The 18,071-nt window shown below is 69.8% G+C and carries 17 protein-coding genes; 16 read left to right on the top strand and 1 reads right to left on the bottom strand.

From position 1 onward, the window contains the following. Positions 1-52: 52 nt before the first annotated feature. Both uvrB and B7W94_RS17205 read left to right on the top strand, forming a co-directional pair. A complete protein-coding gene (uvrB, locus tag B7W94_RS17210) occupies positions 53-2,125 on the top strand; it encodes an excinuclease ABC subunit UvrB (RefSeq protein ID WP_025105040.1) in 2,073 nt (690 codons plus the stop codon). Between the two features lie 11 nt (positions 2,126-2,136). After that, positions 2,137-2,484 (top strand): TfoX/Sxy family protein, encoded by a 348-nt coding sequence (locus tag B7W94_RS17205; RefSeq protein WP_085607845.1) that lies wholly within the window; start codon positions 2,137-2,139, stop codon positions 2,482-2,484. Positions 2,485-2,496: 12 nt separating this feature from the next. Here B7W94_RS17205 and B7W94_RS17200 read toward each other — a convergent pair whose 3' ends face one another. Beyond that, entirely contained in the window at positions 2,497-2,745 is a 249-nt protein-coding gene (locus B7W94_RS17200) for a hypothetical protein (protein ID WP_060921196.1), read from the bottom strand. Positions 2,746-2,784: 39 nt separating this feature from the next. Here B7W94_RS17200 and B7W94_RS17195 point away from each other — a divergent pair, with 39 nt between their 5' ends. The 14 genes from B7W94_RS17195 (at position 2,785) to tpiA (ending at position 18,030) form a co-directional block, all read left to right on the top strand. Continuing rightward, on the top strand, positions 2,785-3,228 hold the full coding sequence (locus B7W94_RS17195) for a MarR family winged helix-turn-helix transcriptional regulator (RefSeq protein ID WP_025105037.1): 444 nt from the start codon (positions 2,785-2,787) through the stop codon (positions 3,226-3,228). A gap of 63 nt (positions 3,229-3,291) precedes the next feature. Continuing rightward, positions 3,292-4,047: a DUF4129 domain-containing protein gene (locus B7W94_RS17190; protein WP_085607843.1), complete on the top strand. Its 756-nt coding sequence runs from the start codon at positions 3,292-3,294 to the stop codon at positions 4,045-4,047. After that, the gene (locus B7W94_RS17185; RefSeq protein ID WP_253247464.1) at positions 4,044-4,514 is read left to right on the top strand and encodes a hypothetical protein; all 471 of its coding nucleotides are present in this window, start codon (positions 4,044-4,046) and stop codon (positions 4,512-4,514) included. Before B7W94_RS17190 ends, B7W94_RS17185 begins: the two co-directional genes overlap by 4 nt. Next, complete coding sequence (locus B7W94_RS17180; RefSeq protein WP_085607841.1) at positions 4,511-5,482, top strand: AAA family ATPase; 972 nt, start codon at positions 4,511-4,513, stop codon at positions 5,480-5,482. The genes B7W94_RS17185 and B7W94_RS17180 overlap by 4 nt, the downstream gene beginning before the upstream one ends. Next, a complete protein-coding gene (locus tag B7W94_RS17175) occupies positions 5,479-6,786 on the top strand; it encodes a DUF58 domain-containing protein (protein WP_172400145.1) in 1,308 nt (435 codons plus the stop codon). Before B7W94_RS17180 ends, B7W94_RS17175 begins: the two co-directional genes overlap by 4 nt. Then, positions 6,783-7,358 (top strand): hypothetical protein, encoded by a 576-nt coding sequence (locus B7W94_RS17170; RefSeq protein ID WP_085607838.1) that lies wholly within the window; start codon positions 6,783-6,785, stop codon positions 7,356-7,358. Before B7W94_RS17175 ends, B7W94_RS17170 begins: the two co-directional genes overlap by 4 nt. Positions 7,359-7,367: 9 nt before the next feature. After that, on the top strand, positions 7,368-10,256 hold the full coding sequence (gene uvrA / locus B7W94_RS17165) for an excinuclease ABC subunit UvrA (RefSeq protein WP_060921194.1): 2,889 nt from the start codon (positions 7,368-7,370) through the stop codon (positions 10,254-10,256). Continuing rightward, on the top strand, positions 10,256-12,160 hold the full coding sequence (gene uvrC / locus B7W94_RS17160) for an excinuclease ABC subunit UvrC (RefSeq protein ID WP_085607836.1): 1,905 nt from the start codon (positions 10,256-10,258) through the stop codon (positions 12,158-12,160). The genes uvrA and uvrC overlap by 1 nt, the downstream gene beginning before the upstream one ends. Before the next feature lie 35 nt (positions 12,161-12,195). Then, positions 12,196-13,068 (top strand): RNase adapter RapZ, encoded by an 873-nt coding sequence (gene rapZ, locus B7W94_RS17155; protein WP_025105029.1) that lies wholly within the window; start codon positions 12,196-12,198, stop codon positions 13,066-13,068. A gap of 63 nt (positions 13,069-13,131) precedes the next feature. After that, positions 13,132-14,109 carry a DNA-binding protein WhiA gene (gene whiA, locus B7W94_RS17150; RefSeq protein ID WP_025105028.1) on the top strand — a complete coding sequence of 326 codons (978 nt, stop codon included), beginning with the start codon at positions 13,132-13,134 and terminating at the stop codon, positions 14,107-14,109. 161 nt (positions 14,110-14,270) lie between these two features. After that, positions 14,271-14,897, top strand: a complete 627-nt coding sequence (locus tag B7W94_RS17145) for a superoxide dismutase (protein WP_025105027.1) — start codon at positions 14,271-14,273, stop codon at positions 14,895-14,897. Positions 14,898-15,012: 115 nt separating this feature from the next. Continuing rightward, positions 15,013-16,023, top strand: coding sequence for a type I glyceraldehyde-3-phosphate dehydrogenase (gene gap, locus B7W94_RS17140; protein WP_025105026.1), 1,011 nt, complete (start codon positions 15,013-15,015; stop codon positions 16,021-16,023). A gap of 10 nt (positions 16,024-16,033) precedes the next feature. Beyond that, on the top strand, positions 16,034-17,248 hold the full coding sequence (locus tag B7W94_RS17135) for a phosphoglycerate kinase (RefSeq protein WP_085607834.1): 1,215 nt from the start codon (positions 16,034-16,036) through the stop codon (positions 17,246-17,248). Then, on the top strand, positions 17,239-18,030 hold the full coding sequence (gene tpiA / locus B7W94_RS17130; RefSeq protein ID WP_025105024.1) for a triose-phosphate isomerase: 792 nt from the start codon (positions 17,239-17,241) through the stop codon (positions 18,028-18,030). Before B7W94_RS17135 ends, tpiA begins: the two co-directional genes overlap by 10 nt. The last annotated feature ends 41 nt before the right edge of the window (positions 18,031-18,071 follow it).

The raw sequence follows: 18,071 nt of genomic DNA, 5'->3' as shown, positions 1-18,071 counted from the left end.
TGTCGCCGCCGGACGCGGCCCCGATGTCGGAGGGGCGGCATACGCTTGATGTATGCAGCCCACCCGCAGTGTCCGCCCCTTCGAGGTCATCAGCGAGTACGCCCCTGCCGGTGACCAGCCGCAGGCCATCGCCGAGCTGGCCTCCCGTATCAACGCGGGCGAGACCGACATCGTGCTGCTCGGCGCCACCGGAACGGGCAAGTCGGCGACCACGGCCTGGCTCGTCGAGCAGGTGCAGCGTCCCACGCTCGTGCTCGCGCACAACAAGACCCTCGCGGCACAGCTCGCCAACGAGTTCCGCGAGCTCATGCCGAACAACGCCGTCGAGTACTTCGTCTCGTACTACGACTACTACCAGCCCGAGGCGTACGTCCCGCAGACGGACACCTTCATCGAGAAGGACTCCTCGATCAACGCGGAGGTCGAGCGGCTCCGCCACTCGACGACGAACTCCCTGCTGAGCCGGCGTGACGTGGTCGTGGTGTCGACCGTCTCCTGCATCTACGGCCTGGGTGCTCCGGAGGAGTACCTGCGCGCCATGGTCGCGCTGCAGGTGGGGGAGCGGTACGACCGCGACGCCCTGATCCGTCAGTTCATCGCGATGCAGTACAACCGCAACGACGTCGACTTCTCGCGGGGAAACTTCCGCGTGCGCGGCGACACGATCGAGATCATCCCGGTGTACGAGGAGCACGCCATCCGCATCGAGCTGTTCGGCGACGAGATCGAGGCGCTCTACTCGCTGCACCCGCTCACGGGCGAGGTCATCGAGAAGCTGGACGCCGTGCCGATCTTCCCCGCCTCGCACTACGTCGCGGGCACCGACGTCATCCAGCGCTCCATCGGCACCATCGAGCACGAGCTGGAGGAGCGGCTGAAGGAGTTCGAGCGTCAGGGCAAGCTCCTCGAGGCGCAGCGCCTCCGGATGCGCACGACCTTCGACCTGGAGATGCTCCAGCAGCTCGGATTCTGCTCCGGCATCGAGAACTACTCGCGTCACATGGACGGACGCATGCCCGGCGAGCCCCCGCACACGCTCCTCGACTTCTTCCCGGACGACTTCCTGCTCGTCATCGACGAGTCCCACGTCACGGTGCCGCAGATCGGCGCGATGTACGAAGGCGACGCGTCCCGCAAGCGCACCCTCGTCGACCACGGATTCCGGCTGCCGAGCGCGATGGACAACCGACCGCTGCGCTGGGACGAGTTCAAGAACCGCGTGGGGCAGACCGTCTACCTGTCCGCCACCCCCGGCAAGTACGAGATGGGCATCGCCGACGGCGTGGTGGAGCAGATCATCCGCCCGACCGGCCTCGTCGACCCGGAGATCATCGTCAAGCCCTCGAAGGGGCAGATCGACGATCTCCTCGAAGAGATCCGGCTTCGCGTGGAGCGGGACGAGCGCGTGCTCGTCACGACGCTCACGAAGAAGATGGCGGAGGAGCTGACGGACTTCCTCGGCGAGCACGGCGTCCGGGTGCGCTACCTGCACTCCGACGTCGACACCCTGCGTCGCGTCGAGCTTCTCAGCGAACTGCGCGCCGGTGTGTACGACGTCCTAGTGGGTATCAACCTGCTGCGCGAGGGACTCGACCTCCCGGAGGTGTCGCTCGTCGCGATCCTCGACGCGGACAAGGAGGGCTTCCTCCGCTCCGGGACCTCACTCATCCAGACGATCGGCCGCGCGGCGCGCAACGTCTCGGGTGAAGTCCACATGTACGCGGACAACATGACGGACTCCATGGCCAAGGCCATCGAGGAGACCGACCGTCGGCGTGAGAAGCAGATCGCGTACAACAAGGAGCACGGCATCGATCCGCAGCCGCTGCGCAAGCGCATCGCCGACATCACGGAGGTGCTGGCGCGCGAGGGTCAGGATACGGCGGAGCTGATGTCCGGCCGGGGCCGCGCGTCGGGCAAGGGCAAGTCGCCGACGCCGAACCTGCGGCGCACCGGGATCGCGGCCGAGGGCGCTCAGCAGCTGGAGGCCACGATCCAGGACCTCACCGATCAGATGCTCGCGGCAGCCGCGGAGTTGAAGTTCGAGCTCGCCGGGCGCCTGCGCGACGAAGTGCAGGATCTGAAGAAGGAGCTCCGGTCGATGGAGCGGGCCGGGCACGCGTAGACGGAGCCGAGATGGATGCCGCAGGAGAGGAACCCGCGGACCGCGTCCGCGCACTGCTCGGGGCCGACCCTTCCATAGAGGAGCGCCGGATGTTCGGGACCAGGGCATTCCTCGACGAGGGGCGCATCCTCGTGGGTGCCCGGAAGGACGGGACGCTTCTCGTCCGCGTGGATGAGGAGAACGGGGCTGTCGCCGTGACGCTGCCCGGGGCCGCGCGTGCCGTGATGGGATCCCGCACCATGGGGTCCGGCTGGATCGATGTCGCAGCCTCGGCGATCGCCGACGACGCCGCGCTCATGACGTGGATCGACATGGCCCGCGAGTCGGTCGGCGCCGCGCTCGCCGATGACGACGACTGACGCCGAGGGAGCTTACGGGCAGTGCACCAGCGTCTTCGGGCCCGAGCGATCGATCTCGTGCTCGGTCATCGGCGCGCCGCACAGCGGACAGGCCCGTTCGGCGCGCTCCGCGGCGCTGGGCGGCGGCGTCTTCTCGTACGGCCCGACCGAGGCCGGGCCGGCGAGACGCACGAGGTTGGTGTTCACCCAGGTGTAAAGGCCCCCCGCCTCGCGGATGCGGGTGCGAAGAGGGGGGCGGCTGGAGTCGCGTGACATGTTCATTAGTGTACTAATGATTCGTGCGGATGTATAGTCAGGACCGTGACTGACACCGACGATCTGCTCCGGCTCGAGAATCAGCTCTGCTTCGCCGTGGTCACGGCGGCGCGGAACGTCGTGGCGATCTACCGGCCGATCCTCGAGCCGCTCGGGTTGACGCACCCGCAGTACCTGGTGATGCTCGCCCTGTGGGAGCGGTCGCCGCGGACCCTGAACGACCTCGCCGCCGACCTCGCGCTGGAGCCCGCGACCGCGTCGCCCCTCGTCAAGAGGCTCGAGGCCGACGGCCTGGTGACGCGCCAGCGCAGCAGTGAAGACGAGCGCCGACTGGAGATCACGCTCACCGATGCCGGGGCGGCTCTGCGTGCGAGGGCCGTGGATGTGCCGCGACAGGTGATGGCCGCCGTGGGGATGGGCATCGGCGAGATCGCCGCCCTCCGCGACGGGCTCGGGGCCTTCGCGGGGCGGCGCCCCGATCAGAGCTGACCCGTTCCGCGGCACCCCGGTGCGGAACGGGGCCGTCTCGGGCCGCGCGCCTAGGGTGGAGGCATGTCGCGCCCAGAGCCTCCGGTCCGTGCACCGGAGGCCGTGCGCCGGTCAGGGGCGACCGCGCCGCTGCTCGGCCTCGCCGCGATCGCCGGCCTGTTCGGGGTCCTCATGCTCGCTGCCGCGGGACAGGGCACCCCGGAGTTCTCGTCGCCCCGATCGGAGAGCACGGCGCCGCCCCCGGAAGACGTCGTCCTCCCGGTCCCGTCGACGACCGGGACACCACCGCCCCCGGAGTCCTGGGGTGATTCCGCTCTCGCGCAGATTCTCGGGGTGGTCTTCGGGGCGCTGCTGACGCTGGCCGTCCTCGCGCTCGTCCTCGTGGTCCTGCGCCAGCTCCTCCGCTTCCTCCGACGGCTGTGGCAGGCACGTCCGCTCGATCGTCGTGAGGTCACCGCTGCCGCCGGGGAGGACGGTGGCAGCACTCCCGCGGTACCTCCGAACGAGGAGGTCATCCGCCGCGGGGTCTCCGCCGCGTTGCGCACCGTGACAGCGAGGCCCGATCCCGGTGATGCGATCGTCGCCGCGTGGGTCGGACTGGAGGAATCCGCCGCCGACGCCGGCCACGGTCGCGGAGCCGCCGAGACGCCGGCGGAGTTCACGGCCCGGGTGATCGGTGCCCGCCGGAGCATCGCGGCCGACGTGCTCCGGCTCCAGGGGTTGTACGAGCGGGTCCGCTTCGGTGGGCTGGTCGCAGACGAGCAGGACCGACAGAGCGCCGTGGTCGCCCTCCGGGGCATCAAGGAGGGGTGGCGGTGAAGGGCATCGTCGTGACGGTGATCAGCGCCCTCATCGGGGCCGCTCTCCTCACCGTGCTCCTCGTGCTCGGAGTGCCTGCCGCCTTCGCCGTTGCCTGGACCCTCCTCCTGCTCGCGGTGGTCGCGGCCACCCGGCAGGTCTTCGTCGACGAGACGGTCGTGTGGCCGCCGGAGGCGCCGCGGCCGGAATCGCGCGGCTCGGACGTATCGCGGATGGCCTGGGCGATCAACACCCGCACGGGCGTCGCCGGGCACGTCGTCGTGCGGCGCGTGCAGGGGGTCGTCCGGCGCCGCCTCGCCCATCGCGGCCTCGACCTCGACGATCCTGACGACCACCCGCGCATCGACGCGATGCTGGGGGACGGCGTTCGAGCGTCCCTGCACGCGCGTGACGTGCAGCGTGCCGACATCGAGCGCGTCCTCGACGCCCTCGACCGCATCCCGACCGACACGGAGGAGACTTCATGACCAACGATGAGACCGCGCAGATCGCCGACGTCGGACGCCGCGTGCTCGCCGGCGTCCGGACAGCGGTGGTCGGGATGGACGAGCCTCTGACTCTGGCGCTCGCCACGATCCTTGCCGGGGGACATGTGCTCTTCGAGGACGTCCCCGGCCTCGGCAAGACGCTCGCCGCGCGGAGTCTGGCGGGGGCCCTCGGCCTGGACTTCCGTCGGCTGCAGTGCACTCCTGACATGCTTCCCGGCGACGTCACCGGCTCGTATGTGTACTCGCCCTCGACCGGAGAGTTCGCCTTCCGCCCCGGCCCCCTCTTCACGGGCCTGCTGCTCGCGGACGAGATCAACCGGACGACGCCGAAGACGCAGTCGGCGATGCTCGAGGCCATGGCCGAGCGCCAGGTGACGGTGGAGGGCAATCGGTTCGCCCTCCCACAGCCGTTCCACGTGATCGCGACCTCGAACCCGATCGAGTACGAGGGGACGTACGCGCTGCCCGAAGCCCAGCTCGACCGGTTCATGGTGCGGCTCGCCGTGGGCTATCCCGGCGCTGAGGAGGAGGCGCGCATCATCCTCGACCGCGTCGAGCGGCAGAGCCCGGATGTCGAGGTCGCACCCGTTCTGGACGCGGAGGGCCTCCAGCGCCTTCAGGCCGCGGTCGAGCGCATCCACGTCGATCCCGACGTCGTGCGGTACGCCGTCGAACTCGCCCGCGCCACCCGCGAGGCGGCGACGGTAGCCGTCGGCGCGTCCCCACGCGGCTCGCAGGCGCTCGTCCTCCTCGGCCGCGCGCTCGCCGCGCTGGACGGCCGGGAGTATGTGCGGCCGGACGACATCAAGCGCATCGCGGTGCCGGTCCTCGCTCACCGCCTGACGCTGACGCCGCAGGCCTGGGCGCAGGGCGTCGATCCGCGGACGGTGGTGGACGCGGCGCTGGCTCGGACGCCGGTGCCTCCGACGGTCGCGACGACGCCGTGACGGACGAGACGGCGACCGGGTTCACCGCCGCACTCACGTGGCGGCACACGCCGGTCATCGCGCTCGGCATCGCCGGCGCCGCGATCCTCGCGGCGGTCGGGCTCGCCTCCTCGCGTCCGGACGTCGTCGCCCTCGGGCTGCCGCTGGCGCTGACCGCGGGCTGGGCGCTCCTCTCGCGCCCCCGTCCCGGACACGCACGCATCGCGCTGCGGGTCCAGGCCGTCAGCGACGGTGACCGCCCGGAGGTGCGGACCACCGTGGACGTGCTGCTGACGGCCGACGCCGTACAGGTCGCGGTGGATCAGGACGGGCGGCGCACCGGCCTCGCGGACGTACGGCCCGGCGCCGCGTGCGTCACGGCCCGCAGCGCTCTGCAGCACTCCGGTCCGAGCGAGCCGCTCGGCGTGACCGCGCGGGGATCCGACCTCGACGGTGCGTGGGTCACGGGGCTCCTTCCCCGGACGGCCGTCGTCTGGAACGCGCCCCCGCGCGGCGTGCGGATCAGCGCCCTCCCGGTGGCGCCGCGACTCACCGGACTCCACGGTGCCCATCCGGGCTCGCGCCCCGGCCAGGGTGGGGACTTCCGCGACATCCAGCCCTTCGTCCCGGGGGATGAGCTCCGGCGGGTGGACTGGCGGGCGACCGCCCGGGCCGCCCGTCGCCCCGGCGACCTCCTGGTGCGCAGGGACGACGCGCTGAGCGATTCCTCGGTGGTCATCGCGATCGACACCGCCGAAGATCTGGGTGCCGTCGTCGCCGCGTGGGGGAGCGGCGACGCCGATCGCTCCGGGGTCACGTCGCTCGATCACGCGCGTGAGGCTGCCCTGGCGATCGCCACGGCCGCCGTCGGCGTCGGGGACCGGGTCGCCTATCACGCGCTCTCCCCGGACGGGGTGTCGCTGCCGTCCGGTGGAGGAGTGCGGCACCTCGCCCGTCTCCGCCGCGCCATCGCGGCCACCGGCCTCGGCGCCGACCCTTCGTACCGTCGCTCGCCGGTGGTGCCGCCCGGCTCGATCGTCTTCGTGCTCTCGACGTTCGTCGACGGGGTCGCCGCGCGGCTGGCCACGAGCTGGCGTGCCGCCGGCCACGCCGTCGTGGCGGTCGACGTGCTCCCTGTGCCGGAGGCGACCCGCCTCACCAGGGAACAGCGGATCGCGCTTCGCACGCTGCTCGCCGAACGCGCCGACATCCTGACGGAGCTGGACCACGCGGGCATCGAGGTGGTGCCGTGGTCGAGCGGAGCCGATGCGGCGATGCGGCTGGCGGCGCGTCGTCTCACGCGCCGGGGGACCGGGCGCCGATGAGTCGTTCCGTCCGCTCGTTCCGCACCGGTGCCGCGGTGCCGGGCATCGTCATCCGGCTCGCGATGGTCGCCGTGGCCGCCTGCGGGGCCCTGCTGCTCATCCCGTTCCCGCTGTGGCAGGGCATCGCCGTGCTCGCCGCGCTCGTCGCCGCCGCGATCCCGCGCAGCCTCGCCGCCTGGGTGGCGCTCGCGTGCCTGCCGTTCGGGGTGATCCTCACGGAGCCGGATCCCGGCCGGACGGCGCTGGCGCTGTCGTGCGTGCATGCTCTGCACGTGTGCGCGTCGCTGAGTCTCGTGGTGCCGCCGTCCTCGCGTGTGGCCCTCCCGATCCTGCTTCCGACCGCCGGCCGGTTCCTCACGGTCCAGCTGCTCGCCCAGCCGGTCGCGTTCGGAGTCTGGCTGCTCACCGAGCGGCAGATCACCGGGGCGACCGCGCTCCTGGCACCCGTCGCCGCCGCGATGCTGCTGGGCGGGGTCCTGCTCGCGGTCCGTGCCGCGAGACGGGCCGACGTGGCGGCCGCAGGAACCGGGGCGTTCGGCGTTCTCGGAGCCGATGTCCGTGGCCCCTCGTAGACTTGTTCGGTGCCCATCGTCCCCGTTGCTTCCCCAGGAAAACTCAGTGTCCGCGGCGCCCGCGTGCACAATCTCAAGAACGTCGACATCGACATCCCCCGCGACTCGCTGGTGGTCTTCACCGGCCTCTCCGGATCGGGGAAGTCGAGCCTCGCCTTCGACACGATCTTCGCCGAGGGGCAGCGCCGGTACGTCGAGTCGCTGAGCGCCTACGCGCGGCAGTTCCTCGGTCAGGTCGACCGGCCGGACGTCGATTTCATCGAGGGGCTGAGCCCGGCGGTGTCGATCGATCAGAAGTCGACGAACCGCAACCCGCGGTCGACGGTCGGCACGATCACCGAGATCTACGACTACATGCGTCTGCTCTGGGCGCGTATCGGCGTTCCGCACTGTCCGGTGTGCGGCGAGAAGATCCAGCGGCAGACCGTCCAGCAGATCGCCGACCAGCTCATGGAGCTCCCGGAGCGCACCCGCTACCAGGTGGTCGCGCCGATCGTCTCCCAGAAGAAGGGCGAGTTCGTCGACCTGTTCCGGGAGCTCGGGGCGAAGGGCTACTCGCGGGCGATCGTCGACGGGGAGCTCATCCAGCTGGCCGAGCCTCCGACGCTCAAGAAGAGCTACAAGCACGACATCGCGGTGGTCGTCGACCGCCTCGTCGCCTCGCCCGACATCCTCGGACGCGTGACCGACTCGGTGGAGACCGCTCTCGGTCTCGCCGGTGGTGTGGTGCAGATCAACTACGTGGACGGCGAGGGCGACGACGCCTGGCAGACCTTCTCGGAGAAGCTCGCGTGCCCGAACGGCCACGCGCTCACCCTCACCGAGATCGAGCCGCGCACGTTCTCCTTCAACGCGCCGTTCGGTGCCTGCCCCGCGTGCTCGGGCCTCGGCACCCGCATGTCGGTGGACGTCGATCTGATGCTCGGCGACGAAGACCTCTCGATCCGCGAGGGCGTCATCATCCCGTGGACCACGCAGGGCAAGGGGCTCTTCCAGTACTACGAGCGCCTCCTCGAAGGACTCTCCCGCGACCTCGACTTCTCCCTCGACACCCCGTGGCGCGAACTGCACTCCGACGTCAAGGAGGCAGTCCTGCGCGGAGAGAACTACAAGGTCACCGTCAAGTGGAAGAACCGCTACGGCCGTGAGATGCGCTACGCCTCCGGATTCGAGGGCGTGGTGCCGTACATCGAGCGGCAGTACCTGCAGGCCGAGTCCGACACCCAGCGCAGCCGGTGGGGCGAGTACCTCCGCGAGGTCCCGTGCCCGGTCTGCAACGGCGACCGTCTCAAGCCCGAGGTGCTGGCCGTGCAGGTGCACGGCCACTCCATCGCCGAGGTCTCCCACCTGAGCCTGGCCGACGCCCGGGCGTTCATGGAGAAGCTGCACCTCACCGACCGCGAGGCCAAGATCGCCGCCCAGGTGCTCCGTGAGATCCGCCTGCGCCTCGACTTCCTCCTCCAGGTCGGTCTGTCCTACCTCAACCTCAGCCGTTCGGCCGGCTCGCTGTCGGGTGGCGAGGCCCAGCGCATCCGCCTCGCCACGCAGATCGGCTCCGGTCTCACCGGCGTGCTCTACGTCCTCGACGAACCGTCGATCGGACTGCACCAGCGCGACAACCGCCGGCTCATCGAGACGCTGCTCACGCTGCGCGACCTCGGGAACACCCTGATCGTCGTCGAGCACGACGAGGAGACCATCGAGGCCGCGGACTGGGTGGTCGACATCGGCCCGGGGGCCGGCGTGAACGGCGGTGCCGTAGTCCACTCCGGGCCCTACTCGGCGCTGCTCGCCGACACCGATTCGATGACCGGGGACTACCTCTCGGGCCGTCGGGAGATCCCGATGCCGGCGAAGCGTCGGAAGATCGACAAGAAGCGCATGCTCAGCGTCGTGGGCGCCCGCGCCAACAACCTCCGCAACGTCACGGCCGACTTCCCGCTCGGCGTGCTGACCGCGGTCACCGGCGTCAGCGGATCCGGGAAGTCGTCCCTCGTGAACGACATCCTGTATCAGGTGCTCGCGTCGCGGCTCAACGGGGCGCGGACGGTGCCGGGCAAGCACACGCGCGTGACCGGGCTCGACAACCTCGACAAGGTCGTGCACGTCGACCAGGCGCCGATCGGCCGCACCCCGCGATCGAACCCGGCGACCTACACCGGTGTCTTCGACCGCATCCGCACGCTCTTCAGCGAGACGCCCGAGGCGAAGGTCCGCGGCTACCAGCCGGGCCGGTTCAGCTTCAACGTCAAGGGCGGACGCTGCGAGGCGTGCTCGGGCGACGGCACGATCAAGATCGAGATGAACTTCCTCCCGGACGTGTACGTGGACTGCGAGGTGTGCCACGGCAAGCGGTACAACCGCGACACCCTCGCCGTGCACTACAAGGGCAAGAACATCGCCGAGGTGCTGGAGATGCCCATCGAGGAGGCGGCCGAGTTCTTCGAGCCGATCCAGGCCATCCACCGCTACATGAAGACCCTGGTCGACGTGGGGCTGGGATACGTGCGCCTCGGGCAGTCGGCGACGACGCTGTCGGGCGGTGAGGCGCAGCGCGTGAAGCTCGCGACCGAGCTCCAGCGTCGCAGCAACGGCCGGAGCATCTACGTGCTCGACGAGCCGACGACTGGTCTGCACTTCGAAGACGTGCGCAAGCTCCTCGAGGTGCTGAACGGTCTGGTCGACAAGGGCAACACGGTCATCGTGATCGAGCACAACCTCGACGTGATCAAGTCGGCCGACTGGGTGATCGACCTGGGTCCGGAGGGCGGTTCCGGCGGCGGCACGATCCTCGCCACCGGCACGCCGGAGCAGATCGCGCGGGTCGAGGAGAGCCACACCGGCCAGTTCCTCGCCGAGATCCTGGGTGAGGGGCGCTCCGCGCGGAAGGCCAGCTGATGGCCGACGTGCTGCCGTACAAGCCCCGGGCGGGCGAGATCCCGACCGACCCGGGGGTGTACCGGTTCCGCGACGCTAACGGCCGGGTGCTGTACGTCGGGAAGGCGAAGAACCTCCGTCAGCGGCTGTCGAACTACTTCGCTCCGCTGCGGACGCTGCATGAGCGCACGCGCCGGATGGTGACGACGGCGGCGTCGGTGGAGTGGACCGTCGTGCCCACCGACGTCGACTCCCTCCAGCTCGAGTACATGTGGATCAAGGAGTTCGATCCGCCGTTCAACGTCAAGTACCGGGACGACAAGTCGTACCCGTTCATGGCGGTGACGCTCGGGGACGAGGCGCCGCGTGTGCTGGTCACCCGCAACCGGAAGATCCCCGGGGCCCGCTACTTCGGTCCGTACCCGAAGGTCTGGGCGGTGCACGAGACCATCGACCTGATGATCAAGGCGTTCCCGATCCGCACGTGCAGCGACGCCAGTTACAAGCGGGCGATGCAGACGGGGCGTCCGTGCTTCCCTGGGCAGATCGGCAAGTGCGGCGGGCCGTGTTCGATGACGGTGTCGATCGAGGAGCATCGCGCCATGGTCGACGACTTCGTCGCATTCATGGCGGGCGGTGACGAACGCTTCACCCGCGAGCTCACGCAGCGCATGCTCGCGGCGTCGGCGGCCATGGACTACGAGGCGGCCGCGAAATACCGTGACAAGCTCTCGGCGATCGAGGCCGTGCTCGGCAAGAGCGCCCTCGTGCTCCCGGCCGACGAGGACGCCGACCTGTTCGGCATCGCGGAGGACGAGCTCGCCGCCGCCGTGCAGCACTTCGTCATCCGCGGCGGTCGTGTTCGAGGCGTCCGGGCCCTGACGATCGAGAAGGAGATCGACATCACGGGTGGGGAGCTCGTGGAGCAGGTCCTCCAGCAGGCGTACGGCGAGGCCCAGGACGTGCCGCGCCGCATCCTCGTCCCGGTGCTTCCCGACGACGCCTCCGAGCTGGAGGTGTGGCTGCGCGAGCGCCGGGGCCGGAAGGTCGAGATCGCCGTGGCGCATCGCGGCCAGCGCGCCGATCTCATGCGCACGGCCACCCTGAACGCCCAGCAGGCGCTGATCAGGCACAAGACGCGTCGGACGAGCGACTATGTCGCGCGCACGCAGGCGCTCACCGATCTCCAGGAGGCGCTGGGGATGGAGGAGGCACCGCTTCGGATCGAGTGCTTCGACATCTCGCACCTCGGGGGCACCAACGTGGTGGCGTCCATGGTCGTGTTCGAGGACGGGCTGCCGCGCAAGGACCAGTACCGCACCTTCAACATCGCGGAGACCACCGACGACACCGACTCCATGTACCAGGTGCTGCGGCGTCGGCTCGCCTACCTCGACCGCCCGGAAGAGCAGGAGGCCGTCGACCCCACCACCGACGAGGTGGTCGCGGAAGACGTCGGCGAGGCGGGGGTGCGCCGGAAGCCCCGGTTCGCCTACCCGCCGCAGCTGCTGCTCGTGGACGGCGGTCAGCCGCAGGTCGAGGCCGCCGCGCGGGCACTTCGCGACGCCGGACACACGGAGATCGCGGTCTGCGGCATCGCCAAGCGTCTGGAGGAGATCTGGTTGCCGGGAGACGACTTCCCGGTCATCCTGCCGCGGACCAGCGAATCCCTCTACCTGCTCCAGCGTCTTCGCGACGAGGCGCATCGGTTCGCCATCACGCACCAGCGCAAGAAGCGCAAGAAGGACATCACCACGGTGCTCGCCGAGGTCCCTGGTCTCGGGGCCTCACGGATCAAGGTCCTCCTCAAGCACTTCGGGTCGGTCACCGCGCTGCGTGCCGCGGAACCGCAGCAGATCCAGGAGGTCCAGGGGATCGGTCCGGTGCTCGCCCAGAACATCCATACGCACCTGTCCACTCGCTAGGCTGGGAGGCCGAGGGGGAGAAGGAGCAGTGAGCGATGTCTGACGGGGAACAGGGCGAATTCCTCATCGTCACCGGGATGTCCGGCGCGGGTCGGACCACGGTGGCGAACGCGCTGGAGGATCTCAGCTGGTACGTCGTCGACAACCTGCCGCCGCAGATCCTCCGACCGCTGCTCGATCTGACCGGCATGGGGGGCGACGCGCTGCCGAAGGTCGCGGCGGTGGTCGACGTGCGCGGCCGCAACCTCTTCGACGACTTCCCGGGTGTCGCTCGCGTGCTGCGCACCAGGGGATCCATCCGCGTGCTCTTCCTGGACGCCTCGGACGACGTCCTCGTCCGTCGCTTCGAGGCCGTACGGCGCCCGCACCCGCTGCAGGGCGACGGCACCCTCCTCGACGGCATCCGGACCGAGCGCGCCCGGCTCGCCCCGATCCGCGAGGCCGCGGATCTGGTGATCGACACCTCGGCGTTGAACATCCACCAGCTCGCGACCAAGGTCTCGGACATCTTCTCGGAGGAGGGCGAGGCGCGGCACCGGGTCACCCTGCTCAGCTTCGGCTTCAAGTACGGGCTGCCCACCGACGTCGACGTCGTGGCCGACATGCGCTTCCTCCCGAACCCGTATTGGAACGAGGACCTGCGCGGTCTCACGGGGCAGGACGAGACCGTGCGGGAGTACGTGCTCTCCCGGGACGGCGCGGAGGAGTTCCTCGACGCCTACGCGAAGGCTCTCGTGCCCGTCCTCGAGGGGTATCAGCGCGAGAACAAGAGCCACTCCACGATCGCCATCGGGTGCACGGGCGGCAAGCACCGTTCGGTCGCCATGTCCGAGGAGCTCGCCCGTCGACTGGCGGGAATCCCGGGCGTCGCGGTCAACGTCCGCCACCGTGACCTCGGCAGGGAATAGGCCCCCGAGCGAGTAAGCTGGAGGTTTGCGTCGCGACCCGGCGCGTGAACGTGAAGGAGTCTCGTGGCACTAACCACCGACGTCAAGGCTGAGCTCGTCAGCATCCGCAATGCACCTCCGACGGTGCGCGTCGCTGAGGTGACGGCCATCCTCCGGTTCGCCGGTGGTCTGCACTCCATCGCCGGCCGTGTGGCGGTGGAAGCGGAGGTCGATGCCGAGACCCTCGCCCGCCGTGTGGCCCGCGACCTCGCCGAGATCTACGGCGTCCGCCCGGAGATCGCCCAGGTGCAGTCGAGCACCGCCAACGACGGCGCCCGCTGGGCCGTCCGCGTCATCGCGCAGGGGGAGACCCTGGCCCGCCAGACCGGACTGCTCGACCAGCGTCGCCGCCCGGTCCGCGGACTGCCGAACCGCCTCACCACGGGGTCCCGTGCGGAGATCGCCGGCCTCTGGCGCGGGGCCTTCCTCGCCGCGGGTTCGCTGAGCGAGCCGGGCCGCTCCGCGATGCTCGAGGTCGCCTGCCCGTCGTCCGAGGCCGCCATGGCGCTCGTGGGTGCCGCCCACCGCCTCGGTGTCGCCGCGAAGGCGCGCGAGGTCCGCGGGCTTCCCCGCGTCGTCGTGCGCGAGGGGGAGGCGATCCGCACCATCCTCAGCGAGATGGGCGCCCAGCGCACCGCTCTCGCGTGGGAGGAGCTGCGACAGCGCCGCGAGGTGCGCGCCGGCGTCAACCGTCTCGTCAACTTCGACGACGCGAACCTCCGCCGTTCCGCGCAGGCCGCCGTGGCGGCATGCGCCCGGGTCGAGCGCGCTCTCGAGATCCTGGCCGACGAGGTGCCCGACCACCTCCGTGTCGCCGGCGAGCTTCGCCTCGCACACCGCGACGCCAGCCTCGACGAGCTCGGTCACCACGCCGACCCTCCGCTCACGAAGGACGCGGTGGCCGGCCGCATCCGCCGCCTGCTGGCGATGGCGGACAAGCGCGCGCAGCAGGAGGGCATCCCGGGGACCGAGGCCGCCGTCCCCGCCGGTCTCGACGTCTGACTCGGGTGACGCCGCCCTGGACGGCGTGTCAACCCCCGGAAGGATCCGGACACCCGAGGCGTTGTCGTCAGTAGGATGAAAGTCGTCCGCTCTCCGTCGCACATCGGCGACGCGGAGCATCGGCAAGCGCCGCGGCGCGGCGCGGATTGGATGAATGCGATATGGCAACCTACACGCTCCCCGACCTTCCCTACGACTTCGCCGCTCTCGAGCCGCACATCAGCGGCAAGATCATGGAGCTGCACCACGACAAGCACCACGCGACCTACGTCGCGGGCGCCAACACCGCCCTGGAGCAACTGGCCGAGGCCCGCGAGAGCGGCAACCTCGCGAACGTGAACAAGCTCGAGAAGGACCTCGCGTTCAACCTCGGCGGCCACGTCAACCACTCGATCTTCTGGACCAACCTCTCGCCGAACGGCGGCGGCCAGCCCGAGGGCGAGCTCAAGGCGGCCATCGACGAGTACTTCGGCTCCTTTGAGAAGTTCCAGGCGCACTTCACCGCCGCCGCCACCGGGATCCAGGGTTCCGGCTGGGCCGTCCTGAGCTGGGACTCGATCGGCTCGCGCCTCATCATCCAGCAGCTCTTCGACCAGCAGTCGAACACCGCGCAGGGCACCATCCCGCTGTTCCAGCTGGACATGTGGGAGCACGCCTTCTACCTCGACTACCTCAACGTGAAGGCCGACTACGTCAAGGCCGCGTGGAACATCGCCAACTGGGAGAACGTCGCCCAGCGCCTCGAGGTCGCCCGTCAGCAGACGAACGGCCTGCTGGTACTGTCGTAATCGGGTCGCGTCCCGGCGGGCCCACGGCTCGTCGGGGCGCCATCTCAGCCAAAAAACCCGCGCATGGCGCACGCTCGACGGCGGCGCTCGGCGCATGAGAAACAGGGAGACCTGAGTGTCTGTCAAGATCGGTATCAACGGCTTCGGCCGCATCGGACGCAACTACTTCCGCGCAGCTCTCGCGCAGGGAGCAGACCTTGAGATCGTCGCGGTCAACGACCTCACCGACAACAAGACCCTGGCACACCTGCTGAAGTACGACTCGGTCAGCGGCGTCCTCGACGCCGAGATCACGTACGACGACGACAGCATCACCGTCGACGGCAAGGAGATCAAGGCCTTCGCAGAGCGTGACCCCGCCAACCTCCCGTGGGGCGAGCTGGGCGTGGACATCGTCATCGAGTCGACCGGCTTCTTCACCAACGCTGACGCCGCGCGCAAGCACATCGACGCCGGTGCGAAGAAGGTCCTCATCTCGGCTCCGGCCACGGGTGACGACCGCACCATCGTCATGGGCGTGAACGAGGAGACGTACAACCCGGAGACGGACCACATCATCTCCAACGCCTCCTGCACCACGAACTGCCTCGCGCCGCTGGCCAAGGTGTTCAACGACGCCTTCGGCATCGACCGCGGCTTCATGATGACGGCCCACGCCTACACCGCCGACCAGAACCTGCAGGACGGTCCCCACAAGGATCTCCGCCGCGCCCGCGCCGCCGCGATCAACATCACGCCGGCCTCGACGGGTGCCGCGAAGGCCATCGGCCTCGTCCTCCCGGAGCTGAACGGCAAGCTCAGCGGTTCCTCCTACCGCGTGCCGGTTCCCACGGGCTCGATCGTCGACCTGACGCTCATCACGGACCGCGAGAACCTCACGGTGGACGAGGTCAACGAGGCCTACAAGAAGGCTGCGGCCGAGGGGCGTCTGGCCGGGTACCTGCAGTACAACGAGGACCCGATCGTGTCGAGCGACATCGTGCACAACCCGCACTCGTCGATCTTCGACTCCACGCTCACCAACGTCAGCGGCAACCTGATCAAGGTCTCGAGCTGGTACGACAACGAGTGGGGCTACTCCAACCGTCTCGTCGACCTGACCGAGTACGTCGCCGAGCGCATCTGAGCTCCGACACATGACTCTGCGCACCCTGGACTCACTGGGTTCGCTCGAGGGCAAGCGCGTCATCGTCCGTTGTGATCTGAACGTCCCCCTGCGGGTCGGGGTCATCACGGACGATGGCCGTGTCCGCGCCTCGCTGCCGACCCTGAAGACCCTCATCGACGCGGGCGCCCGCGTCGTCGTCTGCTCGCACCTCGGCCGCCCCGACGGCGCGCCCGACCCGCAGTACAGCCTCGAGCCGGTCGCCCAGCGGCTGTCCGAGCTGCTCGGCGCCCCGGTCGCCTTCGCCGGCGACACCGTGGGCGAGGCCGCGAAGGACGCCGTGGCGTCCCTCGAGAACGGTCAGGTCGTCGTGATCGAGAACCTCCGGTTCAACCCGGGGGAGACGTCGAAGGACGATACCGAGCGCGGTGCCTTCGCGGCGCAGCTCGCGGAGCTCGGCGACGTGCTCGTCTCCGACGGCTTCGGCGTCGTGCACCGCAAGCAGGCGAGCGTCTACGACCTCGCGAAGCTGCTGCCCTCGGCGGCGGGGCTCCTGATCGCGACCGAGCTCGATGTGCTCGATCGCCTCACGGAGAACCCGGAGCGGCCGTACGCGGTGGTGCTCGGCGGGTCCAAGGTGAGCGACAAGCTCGGAGTCATCTCGCACCTGCTGCCGCGGGTGGACCGCATCCTCGTCGGTGGCGGCATGCTCTTCACCTTCCTGAAGGCACAGGGGCACGCCGTCGCGTCGAGTCTCCTCGAGGAGGACCAGCTCGAGACCGTGCGCGGCTACATCGCCGAGGCGGCCGAGCGCGGCGTGGAGCTCGTGCTCCCGACCGACGTGGTCGTCGCCGCCTCCTTCGGTGCGGACGCGGACCACGAGGTGGCCGCCGCGGACGCGATCGAGGAGACGGCGTTCGGTTCGTCGGGCATCGGCCTCGACATCGGACCGGAGACCGCCGCGCGCTTCGCCGAGGTCATCCGCGGATCGAAGACGGTGTTCTGGAACGGCCCGATGGGCGTGTTCGAGTTCCCGGCCTTCGCTGCGGGAACCAAGGCGGTCGCGCAGGCACTGACCGAGGTCGACGGCCTCAGCGTGGTCGGCGGCGGCGACTCCGCCGCTGCCGTCCGCCAGCTCGGATTCACCGACGACCAGTTCGGGCACATCTCGACCGGCGGCGGCGCGAGCCTCGAATTCCTCGAGGGCAAGAAACTACCTGGGCTGGAGGTCCTCGGATGGGCGTGAGCTCCCGTACCCCGCTGATCGCGGGCAACTGGAAGATGAACCTGGATCACCTGCAGGCGGTGGCGTTCGTGCAGAAGCTGCACTGGACGCTGAAGGACGCCAAGCACGAGGACGGATCCGTGGAGGTGGCGGTCTTCCCGCCCTTCACCGACATCCGCAGCGTGCAGACGCTGATCGACGCGGACAAGATCCCGTTCGCGTTCGGTGCGCAGGACGTCTCGGCGCACGACTCCGGTGCGTACACCGGCGAGATCTCCGGGGCGTTCCTGGCGAAGCTCGACGCGAAGTACGTCATCATCGGACACTCCGAGCGTCGCGAGTACCACGCCGAGTCCGACGAGATCGTGGCCGGTAAGGTGAAGGCTGCGCTCAAGCACGGCCTCTCCCCGGTGATCTGCGTGGGCGAGACGGCGGAGGACCTGGAGAAGTTCGGTGCCAGCGCCGTACCGGCCGGACAGCTCGAGGCCGCTCTCCAGGGCGTCTCGCCGTCCGCTGACATCGTCGTGGCGTATGAGCCCGTCTGGGCCATCGGATCGGGCCAGGCGGCCACCCCGCAGCAGGCGCAGGACGTCTGCGCGGCGCTCCGCGGCGTGATCGCGAAGGTCCTCGGCGACGAGGCGGCGGCCCGCACCCGCATCCTCTACGGCGGATCGGTCAAGGCGGCGAACATCGCCAGCTTCATGCGCGAGCCTGACGTGGACGGCGCTCTGGTCGGCGGCGCGAGCCTCGTCGTCGACGAGTTCGCGGCGATCATCCGCTTCGAGAAGCACGTCGGCGTGTGAGTGCGGCGGGGCTCCGGCCCCGCTGCACCGTATACTTGACC

This window comes from Microbacterium sp. LEMMJ01 (genome assembly GCF_002114135.1).
Classification (GTDB): Bacteria; Actinomycetota; Actinomycetes; order Actinomycetales; family Microbacteriaceae; genus Microbacterium.
The sequence above is the reverse complement of the archived record's forward strand: the minus strand, read 5'-3'. Positions and strand labels throughout refer to the sequence as shown.